We start from the raw sequence: 26,262 nt of genomic DNA, 5'->3' as shown, positions 1-26,262 counted from the left end.
CAACTGAACCCGCAACGGCTCCGCCGCATGAATGTCCAGCACCGATCCCAGCCTCAACTCAACCGACATCAGCAACCCTCCCCAATCGCCGTCGCGAACGAACGACCCGCCGCTCCGGGCCGGACAGGCCGCAGAGTGGCGCAGCCGCCCTGTTGTGACGTGAGTCGCGGCTTCACGCCGCCTGCCCCTGAGCCTGTTCCAGCGGCAGGAGCGAGCGCACGACCAGACGCGAAAGCATCCGGCCCTCGAGCGGGATGATGGCGTCCACGAACTGGTCGTTGGCATCCGAGTCCATGGCGGGTGGGGCCTGGAGCAGCGACGCTGCCAGCTGGAATGTCTCCTGAACGCCATCCACCAGAATGCCCGCCATCCGGCTGCCATCCTGGATCACCACGATCACATGTCGCGACGAGGGTTCGGTCCGTCCGAGACCCAGACGGCAGCGCAGGTCGAGCACCGGCATCACTGCCCCCCGAAGGTTGATGACGCCGAGAATATAGGGCGGGGTCTGGGGCATCGGGGTGGTCGGGGTCCAGCCCCGGATCTCGCGAACGGACCGCACGTCGATGCAGTATTCCTGACCGCCGATCTCGAAGGAAATCAGCTCCAGCATGCTGGCGGCCGTGGTCTGGGCCTCAGGGGTCAACGGCGTCATTCTCAGAACTCCTCCCACGCATCCGCAGCGACCACGCGCGATCGACCGCCCGAAGCGGCGGCTCTCAGGCGAGACTGGACGGCCGCCACCGGATTGCGCTGCGGACGGTGACGATTGGCGTCGGCCACCTCCAGACGGGGCGTGCCGTGACCCGTGTCGGTCCGGAAACCGCCGACCAGACGCATCAGTTCACTGGCCTCGGATCGGAGGCTCGAGGCTGCGGCGGTGGCTTCCTCGACCATGGCGGCGTTCTGCTGCGTCACCTGATCCATCTGGTTGACGGCGGAGTTGACCTCGTTGAGGCCCGTAGCCTGTTCCTGAGACGCCTGGGCGATCCCGGAGATAAGGCCATCGATCTCGGCCACCTTGACGACGATCCCTGTCAGCGACTCGCCCGTGTCACCGACCAGTTTCACGCCGCGCCGAACCTGGCTGGAGCTGGCTGCGATCAGGACCTTGATCTCCTTGGCCGCCTCGGCCGAGCGCTGGGCCAGGGCCCGGACTTCCTGGGCGACGACCGCAAAACCCCGACCGGCATCGCCAGCGCGGGCCGCCTCGACCCCGGCATTCAGGGCCAGCAGGTTGGTCTGGAAGGCGATCTCGTCGATCACGCCGATGATCTGGGTGATCTCTGCCGAGGATTTCTCGATCTCTCCCATGGCCGTGACCGCCTCGCGCATCACGTCACCCGATTTCGACGCCTGTTCGCGAGCCCCTGATGCTGCCGCAGCCGCCTGCCGTGCATTCTCGGCGCTCTGCTTGATCGTCGCCGTGACCTGGTCGAGGGCGGCAGCCGTCTCCTCGAGACTGGCGGCCTGCTGTTCGGTACGGCGGGACAGATCATCGGAGGCCGCCGCGATTTCGCTGGACCCGGCATCGAGGCCCTGTGTGGCCTGGGCTATGGCCAGCATGGTGTCGCGCAGACTGGCGACCGCCGTGTTGAAATCATCCTTGATCTGGGCGTACTCGCCCTCGAACTCGGCGCTGATACAGGTCGTCAGATCGGCATTCGCCAGACCCGTCAGGGCCACGGCAAGATCATGCACGACCGTATTGCGCGCTGCGGCTTCGGCACGTTCGGTCTCGATCCGGGCGCGCTCAAGCTCGATCTCGGTGATGTCGGTCGCAAACTTGATGACTTTAAAGGGCTTGCCCGCGTCATCGAGAACCGGATTGTAGGACGCCTGGATCCAGATGTCCTTGCCGCCCTTGCCCACACGCTGGAACTTGCTGGCCACGAACTCACCGCGCCGGAGCGTGGCCCAGAATTCCCTGTAGGCGTTCGAGGCCGCAAACTCGGCGGACACGAAGATGGAGTGGTTACGTCCCTGAACCTCTTCGAGCGCGTAGCCCATGGCGTTGAGGAAATTGTCGTTGGCCTTGATGATTGTTCCATCCAGCTGGAACTCGATCACGGCCTGAGACCGGTTTATCGCCGCCACGATCGGAGACAGATCATCGACGATGGGTGGTTTGCGCCTCGAAAACATACTCACGGATGCGGCCTTTATGCCTGAAGGTTAATTCTGCAATCGATTACCGGCGCGTAACTGCGCTCTCTGAGCTAAATGAAAAATGAAAACACAAGATGAATAGGTCGGCGCCCATAGGTTTTTTGTATGCATTTCAGGGTAGTGAGGACGCGCGCCAAATACCGCTGAGCGCACCCCACTACCCTCTGATTTAACGACAGTTGGCCGTAGCGTTGCGTACCCTGAAGTTACATTGGCTCGGATGCCTGGAGCTAGGATCATGGTTTTGCGTGCGTCACAGAGGCTGCGTGCTATCGCTAAGCTTAACCGTTCGTCGCCAGAGACCTTGGTTAAGCGCAGCCTCGCTGTGAGGTCGCTCAGGTCCCGGTGCGGCACCTAGTCCGCTCCAGCCAAGCCTCGGAAGCAGGCGGAAATGACCACGACAATCACCGGAAGCATAAGAAAAAGTTGAACGAATTATGGAGACCGAAGGCCTGGGCGGCTGGCTGCAATCGATTGTTGCAATCGATTGCATTTGAAGTATTCTGATCAGGACGGGCTCGGTGAGAAGCTCGCTGAACCACGGGGATGGAATCATGAAGCGATTGAATTGGGTTTGTGCGGGTGCCTTGATGGCTGCCGCTGGCGCGACACCGGTCTGGGCACAAAGCGCGCCGGCTGCGCAGGACCTCGATCCCGCGGAAGCGACGGTCGATGAAATCGTTGTCACCGCTGTCGCCGGCTCCAGCACCACGTTGAGATCGTCGGTGTCGGTCACAACGCTGAACGCCGAAACGATCGAAGACCTCGCACCCCGTTCGACCGCCGAGATTTTCCGAAGCATTCCCGGCATCCGCTCGGAATCATCGGGTGGCGAAGGCAATGCCAACATCGCCGTCCGCGGGTTGCCGATCTCGACCGGCGGCGCGAAATTCCTGCAGATCCAGGAAGACGGACTGCCCATCCTCGAGTTCGGCGACATCGCCTTTGGCAATGCCGACATCTTCACCCGCTATGACGCGACCGTGGCCCGGGTCCAGGCCGTCCGTGGGGGTTCGGCCTCGACCTTTGCCTCCAACTCGCCGGGCGGCGTCATCAACCTGATCAGCCAGACCGGCGCGACCGAAGGCGGCAGCATTGCCCTGACGCGCGGCATCGATTTCGATACCACCCGCGGTGACTTCCAGTATGGCGGCCGCCTGAACGAGACGATGTATGGCTCGATCGGAGGCTTCTATCGCACCGGTGAAGGCGCTCGCGATGCGGGCTACACAGGCGAGGAAGGTGGCCAGATCCGGGCGTCGCTGACCAAGGAATTCGACGCGGGCTATGTGCGGCTCAGCGCCAAATATCTCAACGACAGGGCGATCGGCTACCTGCCGTCTCCGATCCAGGTGACCGGCACCAACAGCGATCCCAACTGGGGCCCCCTGCCCGGCTATGATGCGTCGAGCCAGACCCTGCATTCCGCCCTGTTCCGCAACAGCCCCGGCCTCGATGGAGCCAATGGACCGCGCGTATCCGACATCGCAGACGGGATGAACCCCGAGGTGCTGGCGGCAGGCCTCGAAGCCAGCTTCGACCTGGGCTCCGGCTGGCAGCTGACCAACAAATTCCGCATCGCCGACACGACGGGCGGGTTCGTTTCGCCCTTCACCGCGGGAACCGGAACGCCGACGGCCGTGGCCGCAGGCATCGGCGGCGCCGGCTCGACTGCCCGCTATGCAAACGGTGCCAATGCCGGTCAGCTGGTCCCTGCCAATGTGAACGGCAATGGCCTGCTGGCGCAGATCGTCCTGTTCGACGTGGACATCAACGACTTCGGCAACATGGCCAACGACCTGAAGCTGGAGCGCGAGTTCGCAGTCGGTAACGGCACGCTGAACGCGACCTTCGGCTACTACAAGTCGAACCAGAGCATCGACATGGACTGGCTCTGGAACAGCTTCCTGATGGAAGTGAAGGGTGACAATGCCGCCCTGGTCGACGTGTTCAACGCGGCCGGTGTGAAGCAGACCCAGAACGGGCTGGTTGGCTATGGCGCAACCTTCTTCGGCAACTGCTGCCGCCGGTCCTATGACGTCGACTATGACATCGACGCCCCATATGCCGCGCTCAGCTGGGAAGGCGGCGACCTGATCATTGACGGCTCGATCCGCTACGACAGCGGTTCGGCGACCGGCACCTACGCCGACGGCATCGTGACGCGGCGCGACATTTCGGGCGACGGGGTCATCCAGGTTCCAGAGACCCTGGTCAGCCAGATCGACTTCGCCAACACACGGCCGGTCGATTATGAATGGGATTACTGGTCCTACTCCCTCGGGGCCAACTATCAGGTGAACGAGGATGTCGCGGTCTTCGGCCGCGCCAGCCGGGGCGGACGTGCCAACGCCGACCGTCTGCTGTTCGGTCCGTCGATCCTGGCCAGCGGCGCGATCCGCAGCGACGACGCGGCGGTCGACATGGTCGACCAGTTCGAAGCCGGTGTCCGCTATCGCAGCGGTCCGCTTTCGGTCTTCGCCACGGCCTTCCTGGCCAAGACCGAGGAGACCAATTTCGAGGCCACCAGCCAGACCTTCACCGACGCCGAATATGAGGCCAAGGGGATCGAGATCGAAGGCTTCTATCGTGCTGGAAGCTTCGACTTCTCGGGCGGCATAACTTGGACCGATGCCGAGATCACCGCAGACCGCCTGAACCCGGGCAACGTCGGCAATACGCCGCGTCGTCAGGCCGACTGGGTCTATCAGGGGACCGCGACCTACAGCTACGGTCCGTTCCGGATCGGTGCCAATGTCGTCGGGACGTCGGAATCCTATGCCCAGTTCGACAACCAGCTGGTCCTGCCGGGCTATGCGATCGTCAATCCGTTCGCGACCTATGACATCACAGACGGCCTTTCGCTGGCCCTGAACGTCAACAACGTCTTCGACGAGTTCGCGGTCACCGAGAGTGAGGAAGGCTCGATCACGGCCAACGCCACGAATATCCTTCGTGCGCGGACGTTGAACGGACGGACCGCCAGCCTGACCTTGCGCTATTCATTCTAACCTGACGGGCGAACGCTCTGCCCAAGCGGCTTTGGCAGACGTCTGTTCTTTTCACGGCCCGGTTTCGACCGGGCCGTTTTCTTTTGTAGGCTGCAGGATTTGACGACGGGCCGATGAACGATCATTCCAGACCCATGGAGTCTTCGCAGAAAGTCATCGGCACCCTTGCCGATCTCGCCCGGGTGGCGGGATTGTCGACCTCCACCGTGTCGCGTGCACTGGCCGGGAATCCTGCCATCCGCCAGGAAACCCGTGATCGCGTCACGGCACTGGCGCGGGAGCACGGCTATCGGCCGAATGTGATCGGACGCAATCTGCGGACCGGAAAGACCCACGCCGTCGCCGTCATCCTTCCACTCGGCCACGAAGTCGGGCAGCCCGTGTCGGATCCCTTCTTCATCACCCTTCTGGGTCACCTCGCCGACGCCCTGACGTCGAAAGGCTATGACCTTCTACTGTCGCGCGTGATCCCGTCGGACGACGACTGGCTGGGCCGGATGACGGATTCCGGTCGTGTTGACGGCGTCCTGGTGATCGGCCAATCGGATCAGATCGAAACGATCGAAACCATGGCGCGCCGCTATGAGCCGCTGGTCATCTGGGGAGCAGCCTACCCGGATCGGGTTCAGTGCACGGTCGGAACGGACAACCGTCTGGGCGGCCAGATGGCAACCCAGCATCTGCTGGGACAGGGGCGCCAGCACCTGGTGTTCTTCGGCAACCCCGATTTCCCTGAACTGGGTGAGCGCTACGCCGGGTTTCTGGCGGCTCATGCGGCCAGCGGCGTGAAGGCCGCAGCCCATCCCCTGCCCGTCCACCTGACTCCAAACACCGCCTACGAAACGATTGGCGAGTTCCTCGACGCCGGAAACAGCGTGGACGGGATCGTCGCCGCGACGGACATCATTGCCATGGCGGCCATCCGGGCGCTGCACGAACGCGGCATCTCCGTGCCGGACGATGTGGCTGTCGTCGGCTATGACGATCTGGAGATCGCCATCCACGCAGCCCCTGCGCTGACCACCATTCGCCAGGATATCGGAGCGGGTGCCCGGGCCATGGTCGACCTGCTGATGCGACGCCTAGCCGGAGAGAAGACAGGCTCATTCATCCTGCCGCCCGAACTGATCGTCCGCCAGTCAGCCTGAGGCGTCAGACGCCGTACTGACTGTCGTCGAACCGGGCCAGCCGAGCCTTCGCCGGGTCCAGCACCGCGTTCACGGCCAGCGCCGCAAACAGGACCCCGGCCAGGATCGTCGCCAGCACGAAGCCGTACTGTGCCCCGCCGAAGGCGTCGCTGACCGCACCCATCGCAAGCGGAGCCAGAACGGCGCTGATACAGGTGAAGAACAGGATGACGCCCGCCACCGCCCCGTGCTGAACCTTGGCGAAGCAGCTGATGCCCTTGGAGTTCAGCGTGGGGTAGATCACCGACATGAACAGCCCCGATAGGGGCAGCAGAAACACCGCGGCGCCGCGTCCAAGCAGGGCTGACCCGAGGAAGCAGGCAAAGATCAGGAGGCTGGCGACCACCAGAACCGTGGTCCAGCGATAGCGGTTCAGCATCCAGGCTCCGAGAAACCGTCCTGCCGCCCTCAGGACGAAGAAGATCGAAAGCGCATAGGTCGCCACCAGAATGGCCGGTCCCTCATATCCCGCCAGCAGCGTCGGCATCCACACATAGATCGCGGTCTCCACACCCACGTACAGCATGGTCCCGAGGCTGAACGCGAGCGCATAGGGGTCGCGCATCATCCCGACCGTCGCCTTCAGGTCGGCGGGCGGGGCGGCTGTCTTTACCGTCTTTGGATAGCGCACCATCAGGGCGGTCACGATCAGCGCCACCGACAGTCCGCCCGCAATAACATACAGCCATTTCCACGACATACCGGAAACCAGTAGCCAGGCTACGACGGCTGGCCCCAGGATGGCGCCAACGCCGAACCAGCCCTCGACCGTATTCATCGTGGCCGTATGCGACCGCGTCGACGTCGAGATGTCGCCGATCAGGGCGAGGGCTGCGGTCTTGAACACGCCAATGGCCGCGCCGGAAATGAACAGCAGCAGGACAAAGAAGCCGAAGTCCTGACCGACCGCGAACAGGAAGGCCGAAAGCGAGAACAGGGCCAGCCCGACAATGATCGCCGCCTTCCGCCCCAATCGATCGACAAGGAATCCCAGCGCAATCCCCGCCAGCGCGATGCCCCCCATCGTCGCATAATGGAATGAGCCGGCAGCGGTCATGCCCAGCCCGAATTCCTTTATGACTTCGGGAATGATGACCCCGACCGAGTCCGTGGTCATCGCGAACATCATGAACATCATGTACGTCAGACCCTTAATAAGGCCTGTGTTCGGCGCGGCCTCAGCCCGGGTTGTCGTCGCAGTCATCGAAGGTCTCCTGCAAGGGACTGATGGTCGGTCAACTGCCCGGCCGAAGCACACGGTTCCACGGACGCGCGGGCGCGCAGGTCATGGACCAGGGCAATAGCCCCCAGCACCCCGGATCGGTCGCCGAGCGCCGGAGGGACAAGGTAGTTCGCCATGGCATCCTCATCATCCAGGGCCGCCAGATAGCCGCCCAGCTGGAGTCTGAGTTGGGTGCGGATCTGAGGCAGCAGACGGGGATTGGTGGCTACCCCGCCGCCGATGACGATTCGCGAAGGCGCCATCACATAGGTCAGCGAGGCGGCCAGTTGCGCCAGATAGTCGGCAATGATCCCCCACACCGGATCATCCTGCGCGATGGTTTCCCCAGCGCGCCCCAGCCGACCTGCGAGCGCCGGGCCACTGACCAGGCCTTCAAGGCAGTCGCCGTGGAACGGACAGCAGCCGGCGTAGGTATCCAGAACCGGGTCGCGTCGTATCGGGAGATGCCCGGCCTCGGGATGAAGTTTGCCATGCACCGGACGCCCGTTGCAGATGAGGCCGACGCCGACACCCGTACCCACGGTGACATAGGCATGATCCGAGAGCCCCATGCAGGCACCCCAGCGCCCCTCGGCGACTGCGGCACCCGCAACGTCCGTGTCGACCGCAATGGACAAACCCATTGCCCTGAAAGGGTCGATCAGGTCGGCACCGGTCCACCCCGGCTTCGGCGTTGCAAGGATACGGCCCCAGTCGGACGCATCCCGATCCAGGCGGACGGGACCGAACGTAGCGATTCCGATCCCGGCCAAAGGTCCTTTTCGATGTTCTGCAGCCACGATCTCCGCGACGGCGGTCATCGTCTCGTCGGGCGTGGTGGTCGGAATACGCACGCATTCCGACAGATCGTCCGGCCCGCTGCCGAAACCGACCACAACCTTGGTCCCACCCAGTTCGATGCCGGCAAATCGGGTCATGCGTCGGCAACCCACCATACTAGACCATAGGGACCAAGCTCGACCGTCGCATCGCCCAGGACCTGGTCCGTCAGGGCGTCGATTCCGGGACCATCGAAACCGGCTGGCCGCGGGACGCGCACCGTATTTGCGGACAGATTGGCCAGCATCAGAAAAGGTGTCTTTCCCTCATCCCTCGACACGGCGAGGACGGCAGGTTCGGAAACCGCCACAGTCCGCGCTCGCCCCCCCACACCCAGGTCGTTCAGCCTGCGCGACTTGCCGGCCAGTCCAGCCAGAGTCGAGAAGATGTCAGCTTCGATCGTGGCATCCTCCGTTCGCAATCCTGCTGCCGCCCAATCCATGTCTGGCCGGTGCAGCCAGCGACCATCCCCCCGTCGGTCAGGATCGTCGGTGTAGGCGTCATCATTTCCGAGCGCGAGCTCGTCGCCCATGTAGATCAGCGGCCAGCCGTCCAGCCCATGAATGATTCCATACAGAAGCTTGAGCCTGGCCCGCGCGAGGTCCTGATCAACCCCCGCCTTGCCAAGTCCGACCAGCGAGGCAGTCATGCCATTCGTCGAGGGAACGCCACCTGCCGCCGTCTGGAAGGCACGTCCTTGCGAGAAGCCGCTGCCATCATAGAAGCTCGACCAGCGCTGCAGGTCTTCAGGCGGGGCGTAGGCTGAAAGCGCATTCCAGATCAGGTCATCGTGGCACCGCACATAGTTGAGCCAGGTGCCACGATCCGGTCGTGCCGCAGCGGCCTCGATGACGGTGCGCGCAATCCCGGCGTCGCCATCCGCAAGTGCCCCCCACAGAGCCGTCATCACGCCGTTGTTGTAGGCCAGGTCGCAACCCGGTGCCTCGTTTCCAAAGAAGGGCAGAACGTCATCGAGGCTTTCGATCGCTTCGGCCAGCAGCACCACACCAGGAGCGACGATCGTCAGGGCGGCCCGCCAGGCCTCGACGATCGCATAGGCCTCGGGCTGGCTCCTGCAGTTGGTCCCCTCGCGCTTCCAGAGGAACGGGGTGCTGTCGAGGCGGAACCCCTCCACGCCCTGGTTGGCAAGAAAGATCAGGATGTCCAGCATTTCCTCGAACACCGCCGGATTGGCGTAGTTGAGGTCCCACTGAAAGGGATAGAAGGTCGTCCAGACATAGCCTCCCATGTCGGCATCGTAGGTGAAGCTTCCCGGCGCCGTTGCGGGAAACACGTCCACGAGGCTGGTCTCCCAGGCCTGCACCTGCTCGGGCGTGTTCAGCACCCTGTAGAAGTCGCGATAGTGCTGATCACCGGCCCGCGCACGGACTGCCCAATCGTGCTCCATGGCCGTGTGGTTGCAGACGACGTCCAGCAACAGCCCCATGCCCCGCGCTCGCAAGGCTTCCGTCAGGGCCGCCAGATCCGCCATCGTGCCCAGCGCCGGTTCGACCTGCCGAAAGTCCGCGACGGCAAAGCCACCATCACTGTCGCCTGCGCGTGCCTTCAGAAGGGGTAGCGGGTGAAGCCAGCGGACACCGAGTGCCTGCAGATAGTCGAGACACTGGATCAGACCTGCAAGATCTTTCGAGAACCGATCAACATAGAAGGTATAGACGGTGTGCCCCGAGGCAGCCGGCCAGCCGGGTTGCGCGTGTCTTGCCAGGTCGAGTGACGTCGATGCTGTCGGTCGACGGTGCCGGGCTTTAACAAGCTGGTCTTCCAGTCGATCCAGCATGGCCTCCACGTCGTTTCTGGCCCCATACAGATCGCTGATCCTCTGCGCGAGGACAGGCCATGCCGGGTGATCCCTGCATCCCTGCGGCAGGGCTTTCTGGTCAGCAACTTTGATCATGAACGACTGCGGCCTGCGACGTGTACAAGAGAGCGGACCGTCAATAGAGCCTATGCCTGACAGAAATGCAATCGATTGCATAAATGGTTGACAGACATCTTCCAGTCCATCGCTTACCGGGACCCTTGGCTGGACGGCCCTTCCTGTCAGCCAGCAGAAAGCCCCCTGGTGTGGACCGGGGGGCTTTTTGTTTTGCGTGTCTGGTGTTTTGGGTGCGGGAGCAGGATTTGAACCTGCGACCTTCAGGTTATGAGCCTGACGAGCTACCGGGCTGCTCCATCCCGCGACAGAGTGAGGGTTGTGAAGGAAGATGTTCGAGAGACACGTTTGTGATTGATATCGGCTTGGTAGACCCGGCGGCGACCTACTCTCCCGCGCCTTGAGACGAAGTACCATTGGCTCTGGAGGGCTTAACGACCGAGTTCGGAATGGGATCGGGTGGGGAACCTCCGACATAACCACCAGGTCAACCAAGCGGATATCAGATCCCCGGGTTTTGAGGCCCGGGACGTGTTTGAGAAGACATTGTCTTGTTAAAATCGCATGAGTTTTGCTGAGAAACGATCAAGCCGATCGGATTATTAGTACCAGTAAGCTTCACGCGTCGCCGCGCTTCCACACCTGGCCTATCAACGTGGTAGTCTTCCACGATCCTCAGCGAAGCCTTGTTTTGAGGTTAGTTTCCCGCTTAGATGCTTTCAGCGGTTATCTATTCCATACTTAGCTACCCTGCTGCACAACTGGCGTCATGACAGGTCCACCAGAGGTATGTCCATCCCGGTCCTCTCGTACTAGGGACAGATCCTCTCAAGCTTCGAACACCCACGGCAGATAGGGACCAAACTGTCTCACGACGTTCTGAACCCAGCTCACGTACCACTTTAATCGGCGAACAGCCGAACCCTTGGGACCTGCTCCAGCCCCAGGATGTGATGAGCCGACATCGAGGTGCCAAACTTTGCCGTCGATATGGACTCTTGGGCAAAATCAGCCTGTTATCCCTAGAGTACCTTTTATCCGTTGAGCGATGGCCCTTCCACTCGGGACCACCGGATCACTATGGCCGACTTTCGTCTCTGCTCGACTTGTCAGTCTCGCAGTCAGGCGGGCTTATGCCATTGCACTCATCGAACGATTTCCGACCGTTCTGAGCCCACCATCGCGCGCCTCCGTTACACTTTAGGAGGCGACCGCCCCAGTCAAACTACCCACCACGCCATGTCCCGGGACCGGATAACGGCCCTCGGTTAGACGTCAACGACAGTAAGGGTGGTATTTCAAGGATGGCTCCACCAGAGCTGGCGCCCCGGCTTCATAGCCTCCCACCTATCCTACACATACGGTCGCTAACGCCAAGGCGAAGCTATAGTAAAGGTTCATAGGGTCTTTCCGTCTGACCGCGGGAACCCCGCATCTTCACGGGGAATTCAATTTCACTGAGCCTATGCTGGAGACAGTGGGGAAGTCGTTACGCCATTCGTGCAGGTCGGAACTTACCCGACAAGGAATTTCGCTACCTTAGGACCGTTATAGTTACGGCCGCCGTTTACCTGGGCTTCAGTTCGTCGCTTTCACAACTCCCTTTAACCTTCAGGCACCGGGCAGGCGTCAGACCCTATACGTCGCATTGCTGCTTCGCAGAGCCCTGTGTTTTTGCTAAACAGTCGCTACCCCCTGGCTTGTGCCACTCTCACCTGCTTGCGCAAGGAGAGTCACGCTTATTCCGAAGTTACGCGTGCAATTTGCCGAGTTCCTTCAGCATAGTTCTCTCAAACGCCTTGGTATGCTCTACCTGACCACCTGTGTCGGTTTCGGGTACGGTCTCTGCTGGAGTTATTTCCAGGGACAACTTCGCTGCCGGGAACAATCCAATAAGCCCCGACAACTTACGCCATCCGTCACTTCCAGCTGGTGCAGGAATATTTACCTGCTTCCCATCGACTACGCTTTTCAGCCTCGCCTTAGGGGCCGACTAACCCTGCGCAGATTAGCTTTACGCAGGAACCCTTGGTCTTTCGGCGGGAGTGTCTCTCACACTCCTATCGTTACTCATGTCAGCATTCTCACTTCCGATACCTCCAGCCAGGCTCACGCCTGACCTTCACCGGCTTACGGAACGCTCCGCTACCGCTTGCACATAAGTGCAAACCCATATCTTCGGCGACTGGCTTGAGCCCCGTTACATTTTCCGCGCAGGATCGCTTGATCAGTGAGCTGTTACGCTTTCTTTAAAGGATGGCTGCTTCTAAGCCAACCTCCTGATTGTCAAAGCAATCCCACATCGTTTCCCACTTAGCCAGTACTTGGGGGCCTTAGATGATGGTTAGGGTTGTTTCCCTTTTCACGACGGACGTTAGCACCCGCCGTGTGTCTGCCCGATAGTTCTCTCAGGTATTCGGAGTTTGGTTAGTATTGGTACCGCTCGCGCAGCCCGCAACCATCCAGTGCTCTACCCCCTGAGGAATTCGTCGGACGCTCTACCTAAATAGATTTCGCGGAGAACCAGCTATGTCTAGGTTTGATTGGCCTTTCACCCCTATCCACAAGTCATCCCAGAATTTTTCAACATTCACGGGTTCGGACCTCCAGTAAGTGTTACCTTACCTTCATCCTGCTCATGGATAGATCACCTAGTTTCGGGTCGTCATACGTCGAACTTAGCGCCCTATTCAGACTCGCTTTCGCTGCGCCTACACCTAACGGCTTAAGCTTGCTCGACACATGAAGTCGCTGACCCATTATACAAAAGGTACGCCGTCACCTCGCTTGGAGGCTCCGACTGCTTGTAGGCTTCCGATTTCAGGATCTGTTTCACTCCCCTTGTCGGGGTGCTTTTCACCTTTCCCTCACGGTACTTGTTCACTATCGGTCGTAGAGGAGTACTTAGGCTTGGAGGGTGGTCCCCCCATGTTCAGACAGGATTTCACGTGTCCCGCCCTACTCGAGTCTCTTGCTGTTTGACGCCTACGGGGCTTTCACCCGCTATGGCCGACCTTTCCAGATCGTTCGGCTTTATGTCACAAGAGCACTGGCCTGGTCCCGGTTCGCTCGCCACTACTACGGGAGTCTCGGTTGATGTCCTTTCCTCCGGGTACTGAGATGTTTCAGTTCCCCGGGTTTGCTTAATGAACCCTATGTATTCAGGTCATTATACCTTTGAACGATCCGCCAATCCTTGCCTTCCCGAGGGAAAGCAAAGTTGGAAGACCGTAAAGGTGGGTTTCCCCATTCGGAAATAACCGGATCAAAGGGTGCTAGCGCCTCCCCGGTTCTTATCGCAGCTTGCCACGTCCTTCATCGCCTCTCTACGCCAAGGCATCCGTCAGAAGCCCTTCAACGCTTGATCGTTTCTCAGCAAAACTCATGCATGGATGCATCCCGGTGACTGGAAAGAAATGCCAGCGGGTCCATGCCTGATTTTTGTCAGACAATGTCTTCTCTCGAACAGGTCCTCAAAGCCTATGAACAGGCCGGACGCATTCTTCCTTCACAATATCAATGCCGTCGACCAAACAGTCGGGGCAATCTCTCTATGCGATCACGCAGTCACCAAACCACCCGGGCTCAAGTAGCCGCCAGGCGATAGCCCCTCAAAGAGGGCCTGGTGGAGCCAGACGGAGTCGAACCGACGACATCCTGCTTGCAAAGCAGGCGCTCTACCAACTGAGCTATGGCCCCGTTCCAGGAACGGTGCGAGCTCAGGAAAGCTGTCGGTGCGAGGTCCACGAAGTCGGCGCTAGCGCCACCAGCCAGCTGGCTGGTAGGCCCGGGCAGACTCGAACTGCCGACCTTACGCTTATCAGGCGTACGCTCTAACCAGGCTGAGCTACGGGCCTATGGCCGCACGACAGCCCGGATACCAGGCTCGCGATCGCACACCCCACACCATCCAGCCAAACACCGGACGCCATGGAGCGTGAAAAAGGAAAGAGAAACGAAGACGGCGGTATCCCGCAGTTTTTGCTCGAAGCCCTAACGCCTTGCGGCTGCTTGAGGGCTTCTCGCTGTATGGAGCGCCAATAGTGCTTCTCGTGAGAGACGCACTGGAGACGCATCCTTAGAAAGGAGGTGATCCAGCCGCAGGTTCCCCTACGGCTACCTTGTTACGACTTCACCCCAGTCGCTGACCCTACCGTGGTCGACTGCCCCCTTGCGGTTAGCGCATCGCCTTCGGGTAGAACCAACTCCCATGGTGTGACGGGCGGTGTGTACAAGGCCCGGGAACGTATTCACCGCGGCATGCTGATCCGCGATTACTAGCGATTCCAACTTCATGCCCTCGAGTTGCAGAGGACAATCCGAACTGAGACGACTTTTAAGGATTAACCCTCTGTAGTCGCCATTGTAGCACGTGTGTAGCCCACCCTGTAAGGGCCATGAGGACTTGACGTCATCCCCACCTTCCTCCGGCTTAGCACCGGCAGTCCCATTAGAGTTCCCAACTAAATGATGGCAACTAATGGCGAGGGTTGCGCTCGTTGCGGGACTTAACCCAACATCTCACGACACGAGCTGACGACAGCCATGCAGCACCTGTGTCCCAGTCCCCGAAGGGAAAGCCAGATCTCTCTGGCGGTCCAGGCATGTCAAAAGGTGGTAAGGTTCTGCGCGTTGCTTCGAATTAAACCACATGCTCCACCGCTTGTGCGGGCCCCCGTCAATTCCTTTGAGTTTTAATCTTGCGACCGTACTCCCCAGGCGGATTGCTTAATGCGTTAGCTGCGTCACCGAGATGTAAACATCCCGACAACTAGCAATCATCGTTTACGGCGTGGACTACCAGGGTATCTAATCCTGTTTGCTCCCCACGCTTTCGAGCCTCAGCGTCAGTAATGATCCAGTATGTCGCCTTCGCCACTGGTGTTCTTCCGAATATCTACGAATTTCACCTCTACACTCGGAGTTCCACATACCTCTATCACACTCAAGACACCCAGTATCAAAGGCAGTTCCAGAGTTGAGCTCTGGGATTTCACCCCTGACTTAAATGTCCGCCTACGCTCCCTTTACGCCCAGTAATTCCGAGCAACGCTAGCCCCCTTCGTATTACCGCGGCTGCTGGCACGAAGTTAGCCGGGGCTTCTTCTCCGGCTACAGTCATTATCTTCACCGGTGAAAGTATTTTACAATCCTAAGACCTTCATCATACACGCGGCATGGCTGCGTCAGGCTTTCGCCCATTGCGCAAGATTCCCCACTGCTGCCTCCCGTAGGAGTTTGGGCCGTGTCTCAGTCCCAATGTGGCTGGTCATCCTCTCAGACCAGCTACTGATCGTCGCCTTGGTGGTCCATTACACCACCAACTAGCTAATCAGACGCGGGCCGCTCTAAAGGCGATAAATCTTTCCCCCGAAGGGCACATTCGGTATTAGACCCAGTTTCCCGAGCTTATTCCGAACCTAAAGGCACGTTCCCACGTGTTACTCACCCGTCCGCCACTAACCCCGAAAGGTCCGTTCGACTTGCATGTGTTAGGCCTGCCGCCAGCGTTCGCTCTGAGCCAGGATCAAACTCTCAGGTTGAGTTGACTATCTGACCTAAGCAGAGCCGGACCGAAATCCGACTTGGCATTAGTTCTACGTATTCTTGACGAGAACCACTCCAAATACCCCTAAAGATATTCGGCATGGTATCTTCAAAAAAGACCGCAGCTGTCAGCTTCATCGTAATGACCGAAGTCATTCGCTAGAATACCGCCGCCTGCGTTTCTCTTTCCAAATCAACGATTTCAAAGACCAACACCGGAAACCCGGAGGACACTGTTTAACGCCGGTGTCCGGCGGAGGCGGGGATTTAGGCCGGGGCCCCTCCCCCGTCAAGCACCAATTTTCGCGGTGCGAAGAAAAGTTGGAACTTCACCCCTCCGGGATCTGCACGAGCCCCGACATCACCCTTGTCACCACAGGGTTTGGCGGTGTTTCCGGGGCTTAGCCCGGCGTCCGTTCGCGGGTCAGGCGTTCGAACATCTCCAGCGTCTCGGCACTGACGTGATGTTCGATCCCTTCCGAGTCGGCCTCGGCCACCCGTTCGCTGACCCCCATGGCCAGAAGGAACTGCAGGACGATGCGATGCCGCTCACGCGACGCCGTCGCCATGGTCTCGCCGGCCTGCGTCAGGAAGATCGACCGATAGGGCCGGCTCTCGACCAGCCCCTCTCGCGCCAGCCGCTGGACGACCTTGGCTGCCGTGGCATGGGTGACGCCGAGATTCTCGGCGAGATCCGTGAGCCTGGCCTCCCCCGTCTCGACGATCAGATCGCCGATGAGCTCGACATAGTCTTCGGCCATCTCGGTCGAGTGGGCGTCACGCATCCGCTGGAAAGCGGCGGCACGGCGGGCGGCCCCTGTGGCTTCGGTCAAGGACAGCGCTCCCGTCTGCGACAAAGGCCCTGCCATAGATCGAAATCCATGCCCTCGCCAGATCAGGTTGCAGGGTCGCCATCCCGGAAGCGCCACTTCATCGCCAGCACGGCCGATGCCATCACCAGGGCAAAACTGTTGGAGACGACGATCGGCCAGGCCTGGGTCAGCCAGCCATAGGCCACCCATAGGATGAAACAGGCGACTGTCAGGGTATAGGTCTTGAGACTGACCGAGGAGGCATCACGCTCCTTCCAGATCTTCAGGACCTGGGGGGCGAAACTGGCGATCGAGCACACGGCCGCGCCGGTCCCCACGATATTGGCAATCAGGCTCATGGCGCAGCAACGCCACGGGCCCCCGAAAGGTTCGCGCTTGCCGTTCAGGGTGCCGGAGCAGGCGTCAGGACCGGGGCCCGACGCGCCATGGTCCGCAGCTCGAAGGCATGGCCCAGCGACAGGATCTTCGCGTCATCCCACTTGCCGCCGATGAAGCTGAGGCCGACCGGCATGCCGCGATCGAAACCCATCGGCACGGTAAGATGCGGATAGCCGGCGACGGCGGCCAGGGTCGAGGACGACCCCTGGGCCTCGTCCTCGTCCTCGCGATCGTTGGTCCAGCCCCGCGAGGTCGTGGGTGCCACCAGGGCGACGACCGTATTGGCGCTCATCATCCGGTCGATGCCTTCCGGGCCCGCGAGCCGGAACGAGGTCTCGCGCGCAGCGATGTATTCGGGGTCGGTCAGGTCCTTCTTCGCCTCGGCCAGCAGGAACAGCTCCTGTCCGAACAGTTCGGTCTCGCGCGGCTCGGCGGCATTGAAGGCGATGACATCGGCGAGGGTCCGGGTCGGGACCTGGGTCGGGTCCGTGCTGGCCAGATAGGCGTTCAGATCGGCCTTCAGTTCGAACATCAGGACGTTGAAACTGTTCTGGCCAATCGCCCGAAGGTCGGGAGCATCCGCGATCTCGACCAGAACGGCTCCGGCGTCGCGCAGAGCCTGCAGCGAGGCCTCGAAGGCGGCCTGGGTATCGGGGGAATAGTTGTCGATCAGGAACCGCATGACGCCGATCCTCGCCCCGTTCAGCGATCCCGGGTCGAGGGCAGCACGGTAGTCGACCTTGCGGGCGTCGGCCTCGACCGTCGCAGGGTCCAGCGGATCGGTGCCGGCAAGCGCGGTCATGACGATGGCGGCATCCTCGACCGTCCGCGCCATGGGACCGGCGGTGTCCTGGGAGTGGCTGATCGGGACGACATGGGTGCGCGACACCAGCCCAACGGTCGGCTTGAACCCGACCACCCCATTGACCGAGGCCGGACAGACGATCGAGCCATTGGTCTCTGTTCCGATCGCAACGGGCACCAGCCCAATGGCGACGGCCACGGCGCTGCCCGAGGACGAGCCGCAGGGGGTCCGTTCGGGATCATAGGGATTACGGGTCTGGCCACCCACTGCGCTCCAGCCGCTGATGGAGTTGGACGAGCGGATATTGGCCCATTCCGACAGGTTGGTCTTGCCCAGGATCACCGCGCCGGCATCGCGCAGACGCGTGACCAGCGGCGCATCCCGGCCGGGCGCATTGTTGGCCAGGGCCAGCGATCCTGCCGTAGTCGGCATGTCGCGGGTCTCGATATTGTCCTTCAGCAGGATGGGCAGGCCGCGCAGGGGGCCGGAGGGGATGGGGATTACCCCATCCGCAGAGGGTACCGGCGCTACGGCAATGACCGCATTCATGGAAGGCTCCGTCTCTGCTGCCGTGATGAGGAACGCGGAACCATCGACGGCCGATCGGGCCGGAAACTGACCGTCGACGACGGCTGCAGCACTGGGGGGCTGGAAGATGCGCCCCCCGTCCTCGCCGGGCACGGTCCAGCTGCCATCCTCGTTGGGGATGGCCGTACAGGCGGACAGGGCCAGCCCGGCCAGCGCCGCTGCGATCAGGGCCCGGCCTCCCCTCCGCTCATTCCGGCGTACGCCGGGACCCAGGGCTTTGGGCGAACGATCGGTGAGGTTCAGCATCGATTTTGATCCAGCGCACGGCGCAGCGAAAGGACTGGGTCCCGGCGTAAGCCGGGATGAGCGGCTTACTCGGTATGCGACCCCGCCCCGATGGTGCGGTCGAAGAACTCCAGATAAGTCCGCCATTGCTGGAGCTGCCGGTCGTTGCCGCGGACGCCGTGGCGCTGGCCGGGGTACAGCATCAGGTCGAACGGGATGCTGCGGGCCTGCAGGGCGTCGATGACCCGGGTGGCGTTCTCGAAGATGACGTTGTCATCGGCCATGCCGTGCATCAGCAGCATCCGCCCGGTCAGGTTTTCCAGCCGGGGCACGACGTCCGAGGCGGCATAGCCGTCCACATTGTCCTCGGGCGTCGACATGTAGCGTTCGGTGTAATGGGTGTCGTACAGGCTCCATTCGGTCGGCGGGGCTCCGACGGCCGCGGCCGCCAGACCCATCTTCGGCTCTGTCAGGGCCATGGCGCTCATGAAGCCGCCATAGCTCCAGCCCATCATGGCGATCCGGTCGTCGTCGACGAACGGCAGGGACCGCAGATAGTCTGCGGCGAGGACCTGATCGGCGATCTCGGGCTGGCCCATCTTGCGGTACAGCGCCGTCTTGAAGGCCACGGATCGGTCGCCCTCGCCGCGGTTGTCGAGGCGGAAGACGATATAGCCGGCCTCGGTCAGCAGCTGGGTCGTCGCCCCCTGCCAGCTCTTGCGCACGCCACCGCCCGAAGGCCCGCCATAGACCTGCATCACCACCGGATAGGTCTTCGACGGATCGAAACCGACCGGCTTGGTCATCTGCCAGACCAGGGTCTCGCCGTTGCTTTCCAGCGTGCCGAACTCCGGCACCTGACGGCGGGACACGTAGGGATAGAACGGATGGCTGGCATCCAGCCGGTTTTCCTCGATCCAGCGCACGAAGGTCCCGTCGGCGCGGTAAAGAGCCGACTGGGGCGGCGTCGTCAGGTCGGTATAGTTGCCGACATAGGCCGTGCCGGTGCGGTTCATCGAGGCCCCCCACCAGCCGCCCTCGGGCGTGACCTGTACCGGTGTCATGTTGCGCGACAGGCTGGTGCGGAAGAGTTGCTGCTCGGTCGGGTTCTCGCGGCCGTCCTTCATGGAGGCAGTGAAGAAGACCTCGCCGGTCTGCTCGTTCACGCCATTCAGGCCCTTGACCGGAAACTCACCGCTGGTGATCGCGCGCAGCCGGCGGCCGTTGCGATCATGCAGATACAGATGCCGCCAGCCGGTTTCCTCCGACGACCAGATGAACTGTCCGTTCTTCAGGGCCTTGAAGTCATCGTTCAGGGCGACCCAGGCGTCCGCCCGCTGGGTGACGATGACCCGAGACGCCCCGGTCGCCGGATCGACGCTGAGCAGGTCGAGCCGCTTCTGGTCGCGGGACTGGCGCTGGACGTACAGGGTCTGGCCGTCTGCGGACCAGTTGACGCGTGCCAGATAGATGTCGGGATTGTCGCCCAGGTCGACCTTGACCATCGACCCGGTCTGCATGTCGCGGACATGCAGTTCGACGAGGGCATTGGGTCGTCCGGCGCGCGGATAGCGCTGCTCGACCACCGTCGCCCCGCCGCCCGAGATGTCCAGCCGGGGGACGATGTCGACGGTCGATTCATCGGTACGCTGAAGCGCGATGTGACGTTCGGTCGGGCTCCACCAGTAGCCGGTGTCTCGGTTCATCTCCTCCTGGGCGATGAACTCGGCCGTGGCCCAGGTGATGAGGCCATCACCATCGGTTGTGATTGACCCTTCGGTCTCCGTTGCAAGGTCATAGACCACGAGGTCCTGGTCGCGGACATAGGAGACGAAATTGCCGAGGGGCGAGACTTTGGCGTCGATCTCGTCGGCCTCGGTCTCGGTGATGCGTTTTGCCGAGCCATCGGACCGGGTGGCCAGGAAGATGTCGCCTTCCAACGGGGCGAGGATATAGCGGCCCTGCTCATCCCAGGAGTATTCGACCACGCCGCGTTGCGAGATGCGCTGCCGCTCGCGGCGGGCCTTTTCGGCCTCGGACAGTTCGCCGGCGTCCGGCACCAGGGCCCGGGCGTCGATCAGCTTGTAGGGCTCTCCGGTGCCGGTCGGTGCGGCCCACAGGTCGAGGACATCAACGTCGTCCGGCCGGGAGCGAAGGAACGCCACCAGTTCGCCGTCCGGCGACAGGCTGACGCCGCGCGCCACAGGCCCGGCCAGCGATGGATTGGAGAAGACCCGCTCGGGCGTGAGGATCGCAGGATCGACGGGCGGGGCGCTCTGGGCGAAGGCCGATCCGGCCATGGTCAGGAGCGTGGAAGCAAGGAGAACTGTGCGCATGGCCGGGACGCTAGCGACGGTTTCTGGTCAAGTCACCGAGATTTTTTCGGGGGCTGTTTCTCCACGCCCCAACCCTTTCCGCTCATCCCGGCGAAAGCCGGGACCCAGTCCTTTTCAAGCGCAGTCTTGTCAAGGGCCTGCCTCGCGAAAGCACTGGGTCCCGGCTTTCGCCGGGATGAGCGGATGAGGGGATCTTTGACTCTCTCAGCGGCAGCATCAGAAAATGTCGCGCCAGGACAGGGTGACTCAAGGCTTCTGCCCGGGCGAGCAGCCGCCTATGCTGGCCCCATGACCGATGCCGTTCTTTCCTCACCCCCCGCCAAGGCCAGTCCGTTCCACGAGCTCAAGGTCCTGTGGGTCAAACACTGGACCGACCAGCTGTTCAGCTTTGCCGTCGAGCGGCCCGAGGACTTCCGCTTCCGGTCCGGCGAGTTCGTCATGATCGGCCTGCCCGGCGAGGATGGCGGCAAACCCGTGCTGCGAGCCTATTCCGTGGCCAGCCCCAACTGGGCCGAGGAACTGGAGTTCTTCTCGATCAAGGTCCCCGACGGTCCCCTGACCTCGCGGCTGCAGAAGATCGTCGCGGGCGACACCGTCCTGATGGGAAAGAAGCCGACCGGGACCCTCGTTCTGGACGCCCTGACGGGCGGCGAGCGGCTGTGGCTGATCGGAACCGGCACGGGTCTGGCCCCGTGGCTGAGCGTGGCTAGGGATCCCGATACCTATGCCCGGTTCAGTCAGGTCATCGTCTGTCACACGGTGCGCGGCGTGGCCGACCTGGCCTATCGCGACTTCTTCGAGCACGGCATCCACGACGATCCGCTGATTGGCGACGAGGCGAAGGCCCAGTTGCGCTACTATCCCACCGTGACGCGCGAGGACTTCGTCACGCCCGGGCGGATCACCGACCGCATCACCTCGGGGGCGGCCTTTGCCGACCTGGATATCGAACCGGGCTTCAGGGCGGACCGTGACCGAGTCATGCTGTGCGGGTCCATGGCCATGATCAAGCAGACGGCCGAACTGCTGGACGGATTCGGCCTGAAGGAAGGCTCCAACGCCGAGCCCGGCGACTATGTGCTGGAGCGCGCCTTCGTCGGCTGAAGGTCAGAGTTCGCCGCCCAGCGCCTGGGCGGCGATCACGGCCTGGGTCCGGTTCTGGACACCCAGCTTTCTGAACACACCGGTCAGATGGGCCTTGATCGTCGCCTCGGTGACGCCAAGGTCATAGGCGATCTGCTTGTTCAGACGACCCTTCTGCAGGCCAATCAGGATCTTGAGCTGCGAGGGCGTCAGGCTGGCGATCCGTTGTTCGATCTCCGTCTGGCCGTCATCCTGTCCCGTCTCGGGTGCCCAGACATCGCCTTCCAGAATGCAGGTCAGGGCCTCGACCATGGTCGGCAGGGTAGCGGACTTGGGAATGAAGCCTGCAGCGCCGAACGCGAGCGCGCGCCGGACCGTGCCGGCATCTTCGCTGGCCGAGACCACAACCACCGGGACGGCCGGGTGCTCGCCACGCACTGCTACAAGGCCGGCGAAGCCGTCGCAGTCCGACATCTTCAGATCCAGCAGAAGCAGGTCCACCGATCCTTGGGTAAGGGCCGTCCGGGCATCGGCAAGGGTTGAACACTCCTCGATCGGAACATCGGGAGCCGCGCGCGACAAGGCAGAGCCCATCGCAGCGCGAAACAGCGGGTGGTCGTCGGCAACCACGATCCTGTGGGTCACAGCGTCTCTCTCCCGTCGGTCGCGTGAGCCGCGACACCGTCATTGGCGACAGTGTGACACCCCACGACCTTCGTCGACACTAGACCATTCGCTAATGGCCCCGAAGCTGCAACTACCGAAAGTTAGGTCCCGGGAGGTTCGCAGCAGACGAACCCGGGAGGACCGCCATGACCAGAACCGAGTTACTCGGCACCGCAGCCGCCATCGCCGTGATGTTTACGCCCGGCCTTGCCGCCGCCCAGTCGCAGGATCCAGCGGCGCTGGAGGCGCGGATCGCGCAGCTTGAAGCGACGCTGAACGCCCTGAAGGCCGAGGTCGACGCCTCGCGGGCGCAACAAAGCGCGGTGCAGCGCGACATCATCCGGATCGACCAGACGGTCGCTGCGGCTCCAGCCCCGGCCGCGCCCCCGGCCCCCGTTGACGGCTTCCGCATCGGCAACAACACGGTTAAATACGGCGGGTTCGTCAAGGCGGACTACAGCCTGAGCCAGTACTCGGGTGGTGATCCCGCCAATGGCGACTTCCAGCGCGAATTCTATCTGCCCGGGACAGTTCCCGTCGGAGGCGCCAGCGAGGGCAATGCCGCTGACTTCAATGCCCACCAGACCCGGTTCTGGCTAACCACCGACGGCATGATCGGCGGCCGCAAGATCGGCACCCGGATCGAAATGGACTTCCAGGTCCTGCCCGGCACAGGCGACCAGCGCACGACCAGTCCCGCAACGCCCGCCCTGCGCCGCGCCTATGTCACCGTCGACAAATGGCTGTTCGGTCAGGAGTGGACCAATTTCCAGGTCCTGTCGGTCCTGCCTGAAACGGCGGACTATGTCGGTCCTACCGAGGGCACGACCTTCAATCGCCAGGCCCAGGTTCGCTACACAAGCGGGCCGTTTTCGCTGTCCGTCGAAAACCCGGACACGACGGTCACCGCCTTCAACTCGGCGACGCGGATCGTGGCCGACGACAATACCATGCCCGACATCACGGCCCGCTATGCCTTCATCCGGCCTTGGGGCGAGGTGCAGGTGGCCGGGATCGTGCGCCAGCTGGCCTATGAGACCACCGGCGCGACGGCCATCGATGACACGACGGTCGGCTACGGCGTATCGGTCGCCGCCAAGATCAAATTCGGCGAACGCGATGACCTGCGCGCCATGCTGACCGGGGGCGAGGGCATCGGCCGCTACGTCGGGCTGAATTTCACCAATGATGCGGCGCTGGATGCGGCCGGCAATCTGGAGGCCATTCCGCTGGTGGCCGGGTTTGCTGCCTATCGCCACTACTGGACCCCGCAATGGCGCTCCAGCCTGATCTACGCCTTCCAGAACGTCGACAATGATCGCGCGATCTCGGCGCTGACGGTCAACAAGTCGGCGTTCAGCATCCGCGGCAATCTGATCTATTCCCCCGTCACGGCCCTGGATCTGGGCGCCGAGCTCAGCCTGGGCGAGCGTGAACTGGAGAATGGCGTCTCGGGTGACGTGACCCGGCTGACCGTTTTTGCCAAATACGGCTTCTGAGCCGTTTCGAGGTCACCCGATGAGCGATCCCACCCTCTACCCCGTATCGGATGCCTGGGCTGCCAGGGCGCATATGGACCGCAATGCCTATGAGGCGGCGCGGATCGCGGCGCGCGAGACTCCGGACCACTTCTGGGGCGATCTGTCCGCGCGCCTTGACTGGATGACCCCGCCGACGACGATCAAGAACGTCAGCTATGACAAGGCCGACTTCCGGATCAGATGGTTCGAGGACGGCGTCCTGAACGTCGCCTGGAACTGCATCGACCGGCATCTGGCGACGCGGGGCGACCAGTGCGCCATCATCTGGGAGGGGGATGACCCGAGTGTTTCGGGCGGCCTGACCTATGCGGAACTACACCGCGACGTCTGCCGGATGGCCAATGTGCTCAAGGACATGGGCGTGGTGAAGGGGGACCGGGTCACCCTGTACCTGCCGATGATCCCGGCCGCAGCCGTGGCCATGCTGGCCTGCGCGCGCATCGGGGCTGTGCACTCGGTCGTCTTCGGCGGCTTTTCACCGGACAGCCTGTGCGGACGGATCGAGGACTGCGGATCGAAGGTCGTCATCACCGCCGACGAGGGCTTGCGCGGCGGCAAGCGCGTGCCGCTGAAGGCCAATGTCGATGCGGCCCTGGAAAAACTGGCGCCGGAGTACCGCGTCCAGAAGGTGCTGGTCATCGCTCACACCGGCGCGGACATCCCGATGATCGCGGACCGGGATATCGCCTATGCGGCGGCCAGCGAGGCCGTCGGCGACGACTGCCCCTGCGAGCCGATGAATGCCGAGGACCCGCTGTTCATCCTCTATACATCGGGCTCGACCGGCAAGCCCAAGGGCGTGCTGCACACCACGGGCGGCTATCTGTTCTGGGCCAGCTATACCCATGAGCTGGTGTTCGACTATCGGCCGGGCGAGGTCTTCTGGTGCACCGCCGATGTGGGCTGGGTCACGGGTCACAGCTATTGTGTCTATGGTCCGCTGGCCAATGGCGCGACGACCCTGATGTTCGAGGGCGTGCCCAACTATCCCGACAATCGCCGCTTCTGGCAGGTGATCGACAAGCACAAGGTCGAGGTCTTCTACACCGCGCCTACGGCCCTGCGCGCCCTGATGCGCGACGGCGATGAGCCGGTGAAGGCGACCTCGCGGGCGTCGCTGCGGCTGCTGGGCAGCGTGGGCGAGCCGATCAACCCCGAGGCCTGGCGCTGGTATCACGAGGTCGTCGGTGACGGCCGCCTGCCGATCGTCGACACCTGGTGGCAGACCGAAACGGGCGGGATCCTGGTGTCCCCCCTGCCCGGTGCCACCGATCTGAAACCCGGATCAGCGACAAAGCCGCTGCCCGGCGTCGAGCTGGAGCTGGTCGATGCCGAGGGCGTCGTGCTGGAGGGGGCCGTCAGCGGCAATCTGGTCATCACCGACAGCTGGCCGGGCCAGATGCGCACCGTCTGGGGCGACCACCAGCGCTTCTTCGAGACCTATTTCGCCGCCTATCCCGGCAAGTATTTCACCGGTGACGGCTGCCGCAGGGACGAGGACGGCTATTACTGGATCACCGGCCGGGTCGATGATGTCATCAATGTCTCGGGTCACCGCATGGGCACCGCCGAGGTCGAGAGCGCGCTGGTCCTGCACGATGATGTTGCCGAAGCAGCCGTCGTCGGCTTCCCGCACGACATCAAGGGTCAGGGCATCTATGCCTATGTCACCCTGAACGCCGGGGTCGAGGCGACCGATGACCTCAAGAAGGCACTGGTTACCCACGTCCGCAAGGAAATCGGACCCATCGCTGCGCCGGACGCCATCCAGTGGGCTCCGGGGTTGCCGAAGACCCGCTCCGGCAAGATTATGCGGCGCATCCTGCGCAAGATCGCCGAAAATGATGTCGGCTCGCTTGGGGATACGTCGACCCTGGCCGACCCCTCGGTGGTGGATGATCTGGTACGGAACAGAACCGGAGCGCCTCAGTAGATCC

15 protein-coding genes, 3 tRNA genes and 3 rRNA genes are annotated in these 26,262 nt (G+C 62.3%); 5 read left to right on the top strand and 16 right to left on the bottom strand.

Annotation, left to right across the window (positions count from 1 at the left end; genetic code table 11):
- Nucleotides 1-172: 172 nt before the first annotated feature.
- On the bottom strand, nucleotides 173-655 hold the full coding sequence (locus tag GGR13_RS13625) for a chemotaxis protein CheW (RefSeq protein WP_246347851.1): 483 nt from the start codon (nucleotides 653-655) through the stop codon (nucleotides 173-175).
- A gap of 2 nt (nucleotides 656-657) precedes the next feature.
- A complete protein-coding gene (locus GGR13_RS13620; protein ID WP_183214146.1) occupies nucleotides 658-2,145 on the bottom strand; it encodes a methyl-accepting chemotaxis protein in 1,488 nt (495 codons plus the stop codon).
- Nucleotides 2,146-2,723: 578 nt separating this feature from the next.
- On the opposite strand from GGR13_RS13620, the gene GGR13_RS13615 reads away from it, so the two are divergent.
- On the top strand, nucleotides 2,724-5,180 hold the full coding sequence (locus GGR13_RS13615; RefSeq protein ID WP_183214092.1) for a TonB-dependent receptor domain-containing protein: 2,457 nt from the start codon (nucleotides 2,724-2,726) through the stop codon (nucleotides 5,178-5,180).
- 113 nt (nucleotides 5,181-5,293) lie between these two features.
- Nucleotides 5,294-6,328: a LacI family DNA-binding transcriptional regulator gene (locus tag GGR13_RS13610; protein WP_246347850.1), complete on the top strand. Its 1,035-nt coding sequence runs from the start codon at nucleotides 5,294-5,296 to the stop codon at nucleotides 6,326-6,328.
- A 4-nt stretch (nucleotides 6,329-6,332) separates the two neighbouring features.
- Here GGR13_RS13610 and GGR13_RS13605 read toward each other — a convergent pair whose 3' ends face one another.
- From GGR13_RS13605 to GGR13_RS13545, 13 genes are all read right to left on the bottom strand, one after another.
- Nucleotides 6,333-7,571 (bottom strand): MFS transporter, encoded by a 1,239-nt coding sequence (locus GGR13_RS13605; protein ID WP_183214091.1) that lies wholly within the window; start codon nucleotides 7,569-7,571, stop codon nucleotides 6,333-6,335.
- Entirely contained in the window at nucleotides 7,568-8,527 is a 960-nt protein-coding gene (locus GGR13_RS13600) for an ROK family protein (protein ID WP_183214090.1), read from the bottom strand. The genes GGR13_RS13605 and GGR13_RS13600 overlap by 4 nt, the downstream gene beginning before the upstream one ends.
- On the bottom strand, nucleotides 8,524-10,344 hold the full coding sequence (locus GGR13_RS13595) for an alpha-amylase family glycosyl hydrolase (RefSeq protein ID WP_183214089.1): 1,821 nt from the start codon (nucleotides 10,342-10,344) through the stop codon (nucleotides 8,524-8,526). The genes GGR13_RS13600 and GGR13_RS13595 overlap by 4 nt, the downstream gene beginning before the upstream one ends.
- 209 nt (nucleotides 10,345-10,553) lie before the next feature.
- Nucleotides 10,554-10,630 (bottom strand) — tRNA-Met (locus GGR13_RS13590).
- 65 nt (nucleotides 10,631-10,695) lie between these two features.
- Nucleotides 10,696-10,810, bottom strand: a 5S ribosomal RNA gene (gene rrf, locus GGR13_RS13585).
- Nucleotides 10,811-10,904: 94 nt separating this feature from the next.
- Nucleotides 10,905-13,690 (bottom strand): 23S ribosomal RNA (locus tag GGR13_RS13580).
- Between the two features lie 256 nt (nucleotides 13,691-13,946).
- Nucleotides 13,947-14,022 (bottom strand) — tRNA-Ala (locus GGR13_RS13575).
- Nucleotides 14,023-14,102: 80 nt separating this feature from the next.
- Nucleotides 14,103-14,180: transfer RNA gene (locus GGR13_RS13570), tRNA-Ile, on the bottom strand.
- Nucleotides 14,181-14,405: 225 nt separating this feature from the next.
- Nucleotides 14,406-15,866: ribosomal RNA gene (locus GGR13_RS13565) — 16S ribosomal RNA — on the bottom strand.
- The 16S, 23S and 5S rRNA genes sit together here with 3 tRNA genes alongside, the layout of an rRNA operon.
- A gap of 405 nt (nucleotides 15,867-16,271) precedes the next feature.
- Nucleotides 16,272-16,703 carry a manganese-binding transcriptional regulator MntR gene (gene mntR, locus GGR13_RS13560; RefSeq protein ID WP_221230675.1) on the bottom strand — a complete coding sequence of 144 codons (432 nt, stop codon included), beginning with the start codon at nucleotides 16,701-16,703 and terminating at the stop codon, nucleotides 16,272-16,274.
- Nucleotides 16,704-16,765: 62 nt separating this feature from the next.
- Entirely contained in the window at nucleotides 16,766-17,041 is a 276-nt protein-coding gene (locus GGR13_RS13555; RefSeq protein ID WP_183214086.1) for a SemiSWEET family sugar transporter, read from the bottom strand.
- Between the two features lie 44 nt (nucleotides 17,042-17,085).
- Nucleotides 17,086-18,720, bottom strand: a complete 1,635-nt coding sequence (locus GGR13_RS13550; protein WP_183214085.1) for an amidase — start codon at nucleotides 18,718-18,720, stop codon at nucleotides 17,086-17,088.
- A 65-nt stretch (nucleotides 18,721-18,785) separates the two neighbouring features.
- The gene (locus GGR13_RS13545; protein ID WP_183214084.1) at nucleotides 18,786-21,035 is read right to left on the bottom strand and encodes a S9 family peptidase; all 2,250 of its coding nucleotides are present in this window, start codon (nucleotides 21,033-21,035) and stop codon (nucleotides 18,786-18,788) included.
- A 288-nt stretch (nucleotides 21,036-21,323) separates the two neighbouring features.
- Here GGR13_RS13545 and GGR13_RS13540 point away from each other — a divergent pair, with 288 nt between their 5' ends.
- The gene (locus GGR13_RS13540) at nucleotides 21,324-22,139 is read left to right on the top strand and encodes a ferredoxin--NADP reductase (protein ID WP_183214083.1); all 816 of its coding nucleotides are present in this window, start codon (nucleotides 21,324-21,326) and stop codon (nucleotides 22,137-22,139) included.
- Between the two features lie 3 nt (nucleotides 22,140-22,142).
- Here the strand turns inward: GGR13_RS13540 and GGR13_RS16880 are convergent, their stop codons facing one another.
- Nucleotides 22,143-22,763 carry a response regulator gene (locus tag GGR13_RS16880; RefSeq protein ID WP_183214082.1) on the bottom strand — a complete coding sequence of 207 codons (621 nt, stop codon included), beginning with the start codon at nucleotides 22,761-22,763 and terminating at the stop codon, nucleotides 22,143-22,145.
- Between the two features lie 167 nt (nucleotides 22,764-22,930).
- On the opposite strand from GGR13_RS16880, the gene GGR13_RS13530 reads away from it, so the two are divergent.
- Nucleotides 22,931-24,283 (top strand): DcaP family trimeric outer membrane transporter, encoded by a 1,353-nt coding sequence (locus GGR13_RS13530; protein WP_183214081.1) that lies wholly within the window; start codon nucleotides 22,931-22,933, stop codon nucleotides 24,281-24,283.
- Nucleotides 24,284-24,302: 19 nt separating this feature from the next.
- Nucleotides 24,303-26,258, top strand: coding sequence for an acetate--CoA ligase (acs, locus tag GGR13_RS13525; RefSeq protein ID WP_183214080.1), 1,956 nt, complete (start codon nucleotides 24,303-24,305; stop codon nucleotides 26,256-26,258).
- Nucleotides 26,259-26,262 lie beyond the last annotated feature (4 nt).

Origin of the sequence: Brevundimonas variabilis (assembly GCF_014199945.1) — a bacterium.
GTDB classification, from domain to species: Bacteria; Pseudomonadota; Alphaproteobacteria; order Caulobacterales; family Caulobacteraceae; genus Brevundimonas; species Brevundimonas variabilis.
Note: the sequence above shows the minus strand (reverse complement) of the source record. Positions and strands in the feature narration are given on the sequence as shown.

Coding starts and splice junctions, on each gene's coding strand:
- GGR13_RS13625 (WP_246347851.1), bottom strand. CDS start 655: ATGACGCCGTTGACCCCTGAGGCCCAGACCACGGCCGCCAGCATGCTG.
- GGR13_RS13620 (WP_183214146.1), bottom strand. CDS start 2,145: ATGTTTTCGAGGCGCAAACCACCCATCGTCGATGATCTGTCTCCGATC.
- GGR13_RS13615 (WP_183214092.1), top strand. CDS start 2,724: ATGAAGCGATTGAATTGGGTTTGTGCGGGTGCCTTGATGGCTGCCGCT.
- GGR13_RS13610 (WP_246347850.1), top strand. CDS start 5,294: ATGAACGATCATTCCAGACCCATGGAGTCTTCGCAGAAAGTCATCGGC.
- GGR13_RS13605 (WP_183214091.1), bottom strand. CDS start 7,571: ATGACTGCGACGACAACCCGGGCTGAGGCCGCGCCGAACACAGGCCTT.
- GGR13_RS13600 (WP_183214090.1), bottom strand. CDS start 8,527: ATGACCCGATTTGCCGGCATCGAACTGGGTGGGACCAAGGTTGTGGTC.
- GGR13_RS13595 (WP_183214089.1), bottom strand. CDS start 10,344: ATGATCAAAGTTGCTGACCAGAAAGCCCTGCCGCAGGGATGCAGGGAT.
- GGR13_RS13555 (WP_183214086.1), bottom strand. CDS start 17,041: ATGAGCCTGATTGCCAATATCGTGGGGACCGGCGCGGCCGTGTGCTCG.
- GGR13_RS13550 (WP_183214085.1), bottom strand. CDS start 18,720: ATGCTGAACCTCACCGATCGTTCGCCCAAAGCCCTGGGTCCCGGCGTA.
- GGR13_RS13545 (WP_183214084.1), bottom strand. CDS start 21,035: ATGCGCACAGTTCTCCTTGCTTCCACGCTCCTGACCATGGCCGGATCG.
- GGR13_RS13540 (WP_183214083.1), top strand. CDS start 21,324: ATGACCGATGCCGTTCTTTCCTCACCCCCCGCCAAGGCCAGTCCGTTC.
- GGR13_RS13530 (WP_183214081.1), top strand. CDS start 22,931: ATGACCAGAACCGAGTTACTCGGCACCGCAGCCGCCATCGCCGTGATG.
- acs (WP_183214080.1), top strand. CDS start 24,303: ATGAGCGATCCCACCCTCTACCCCGTATCGGATGCCTGGGCTGCCAGG.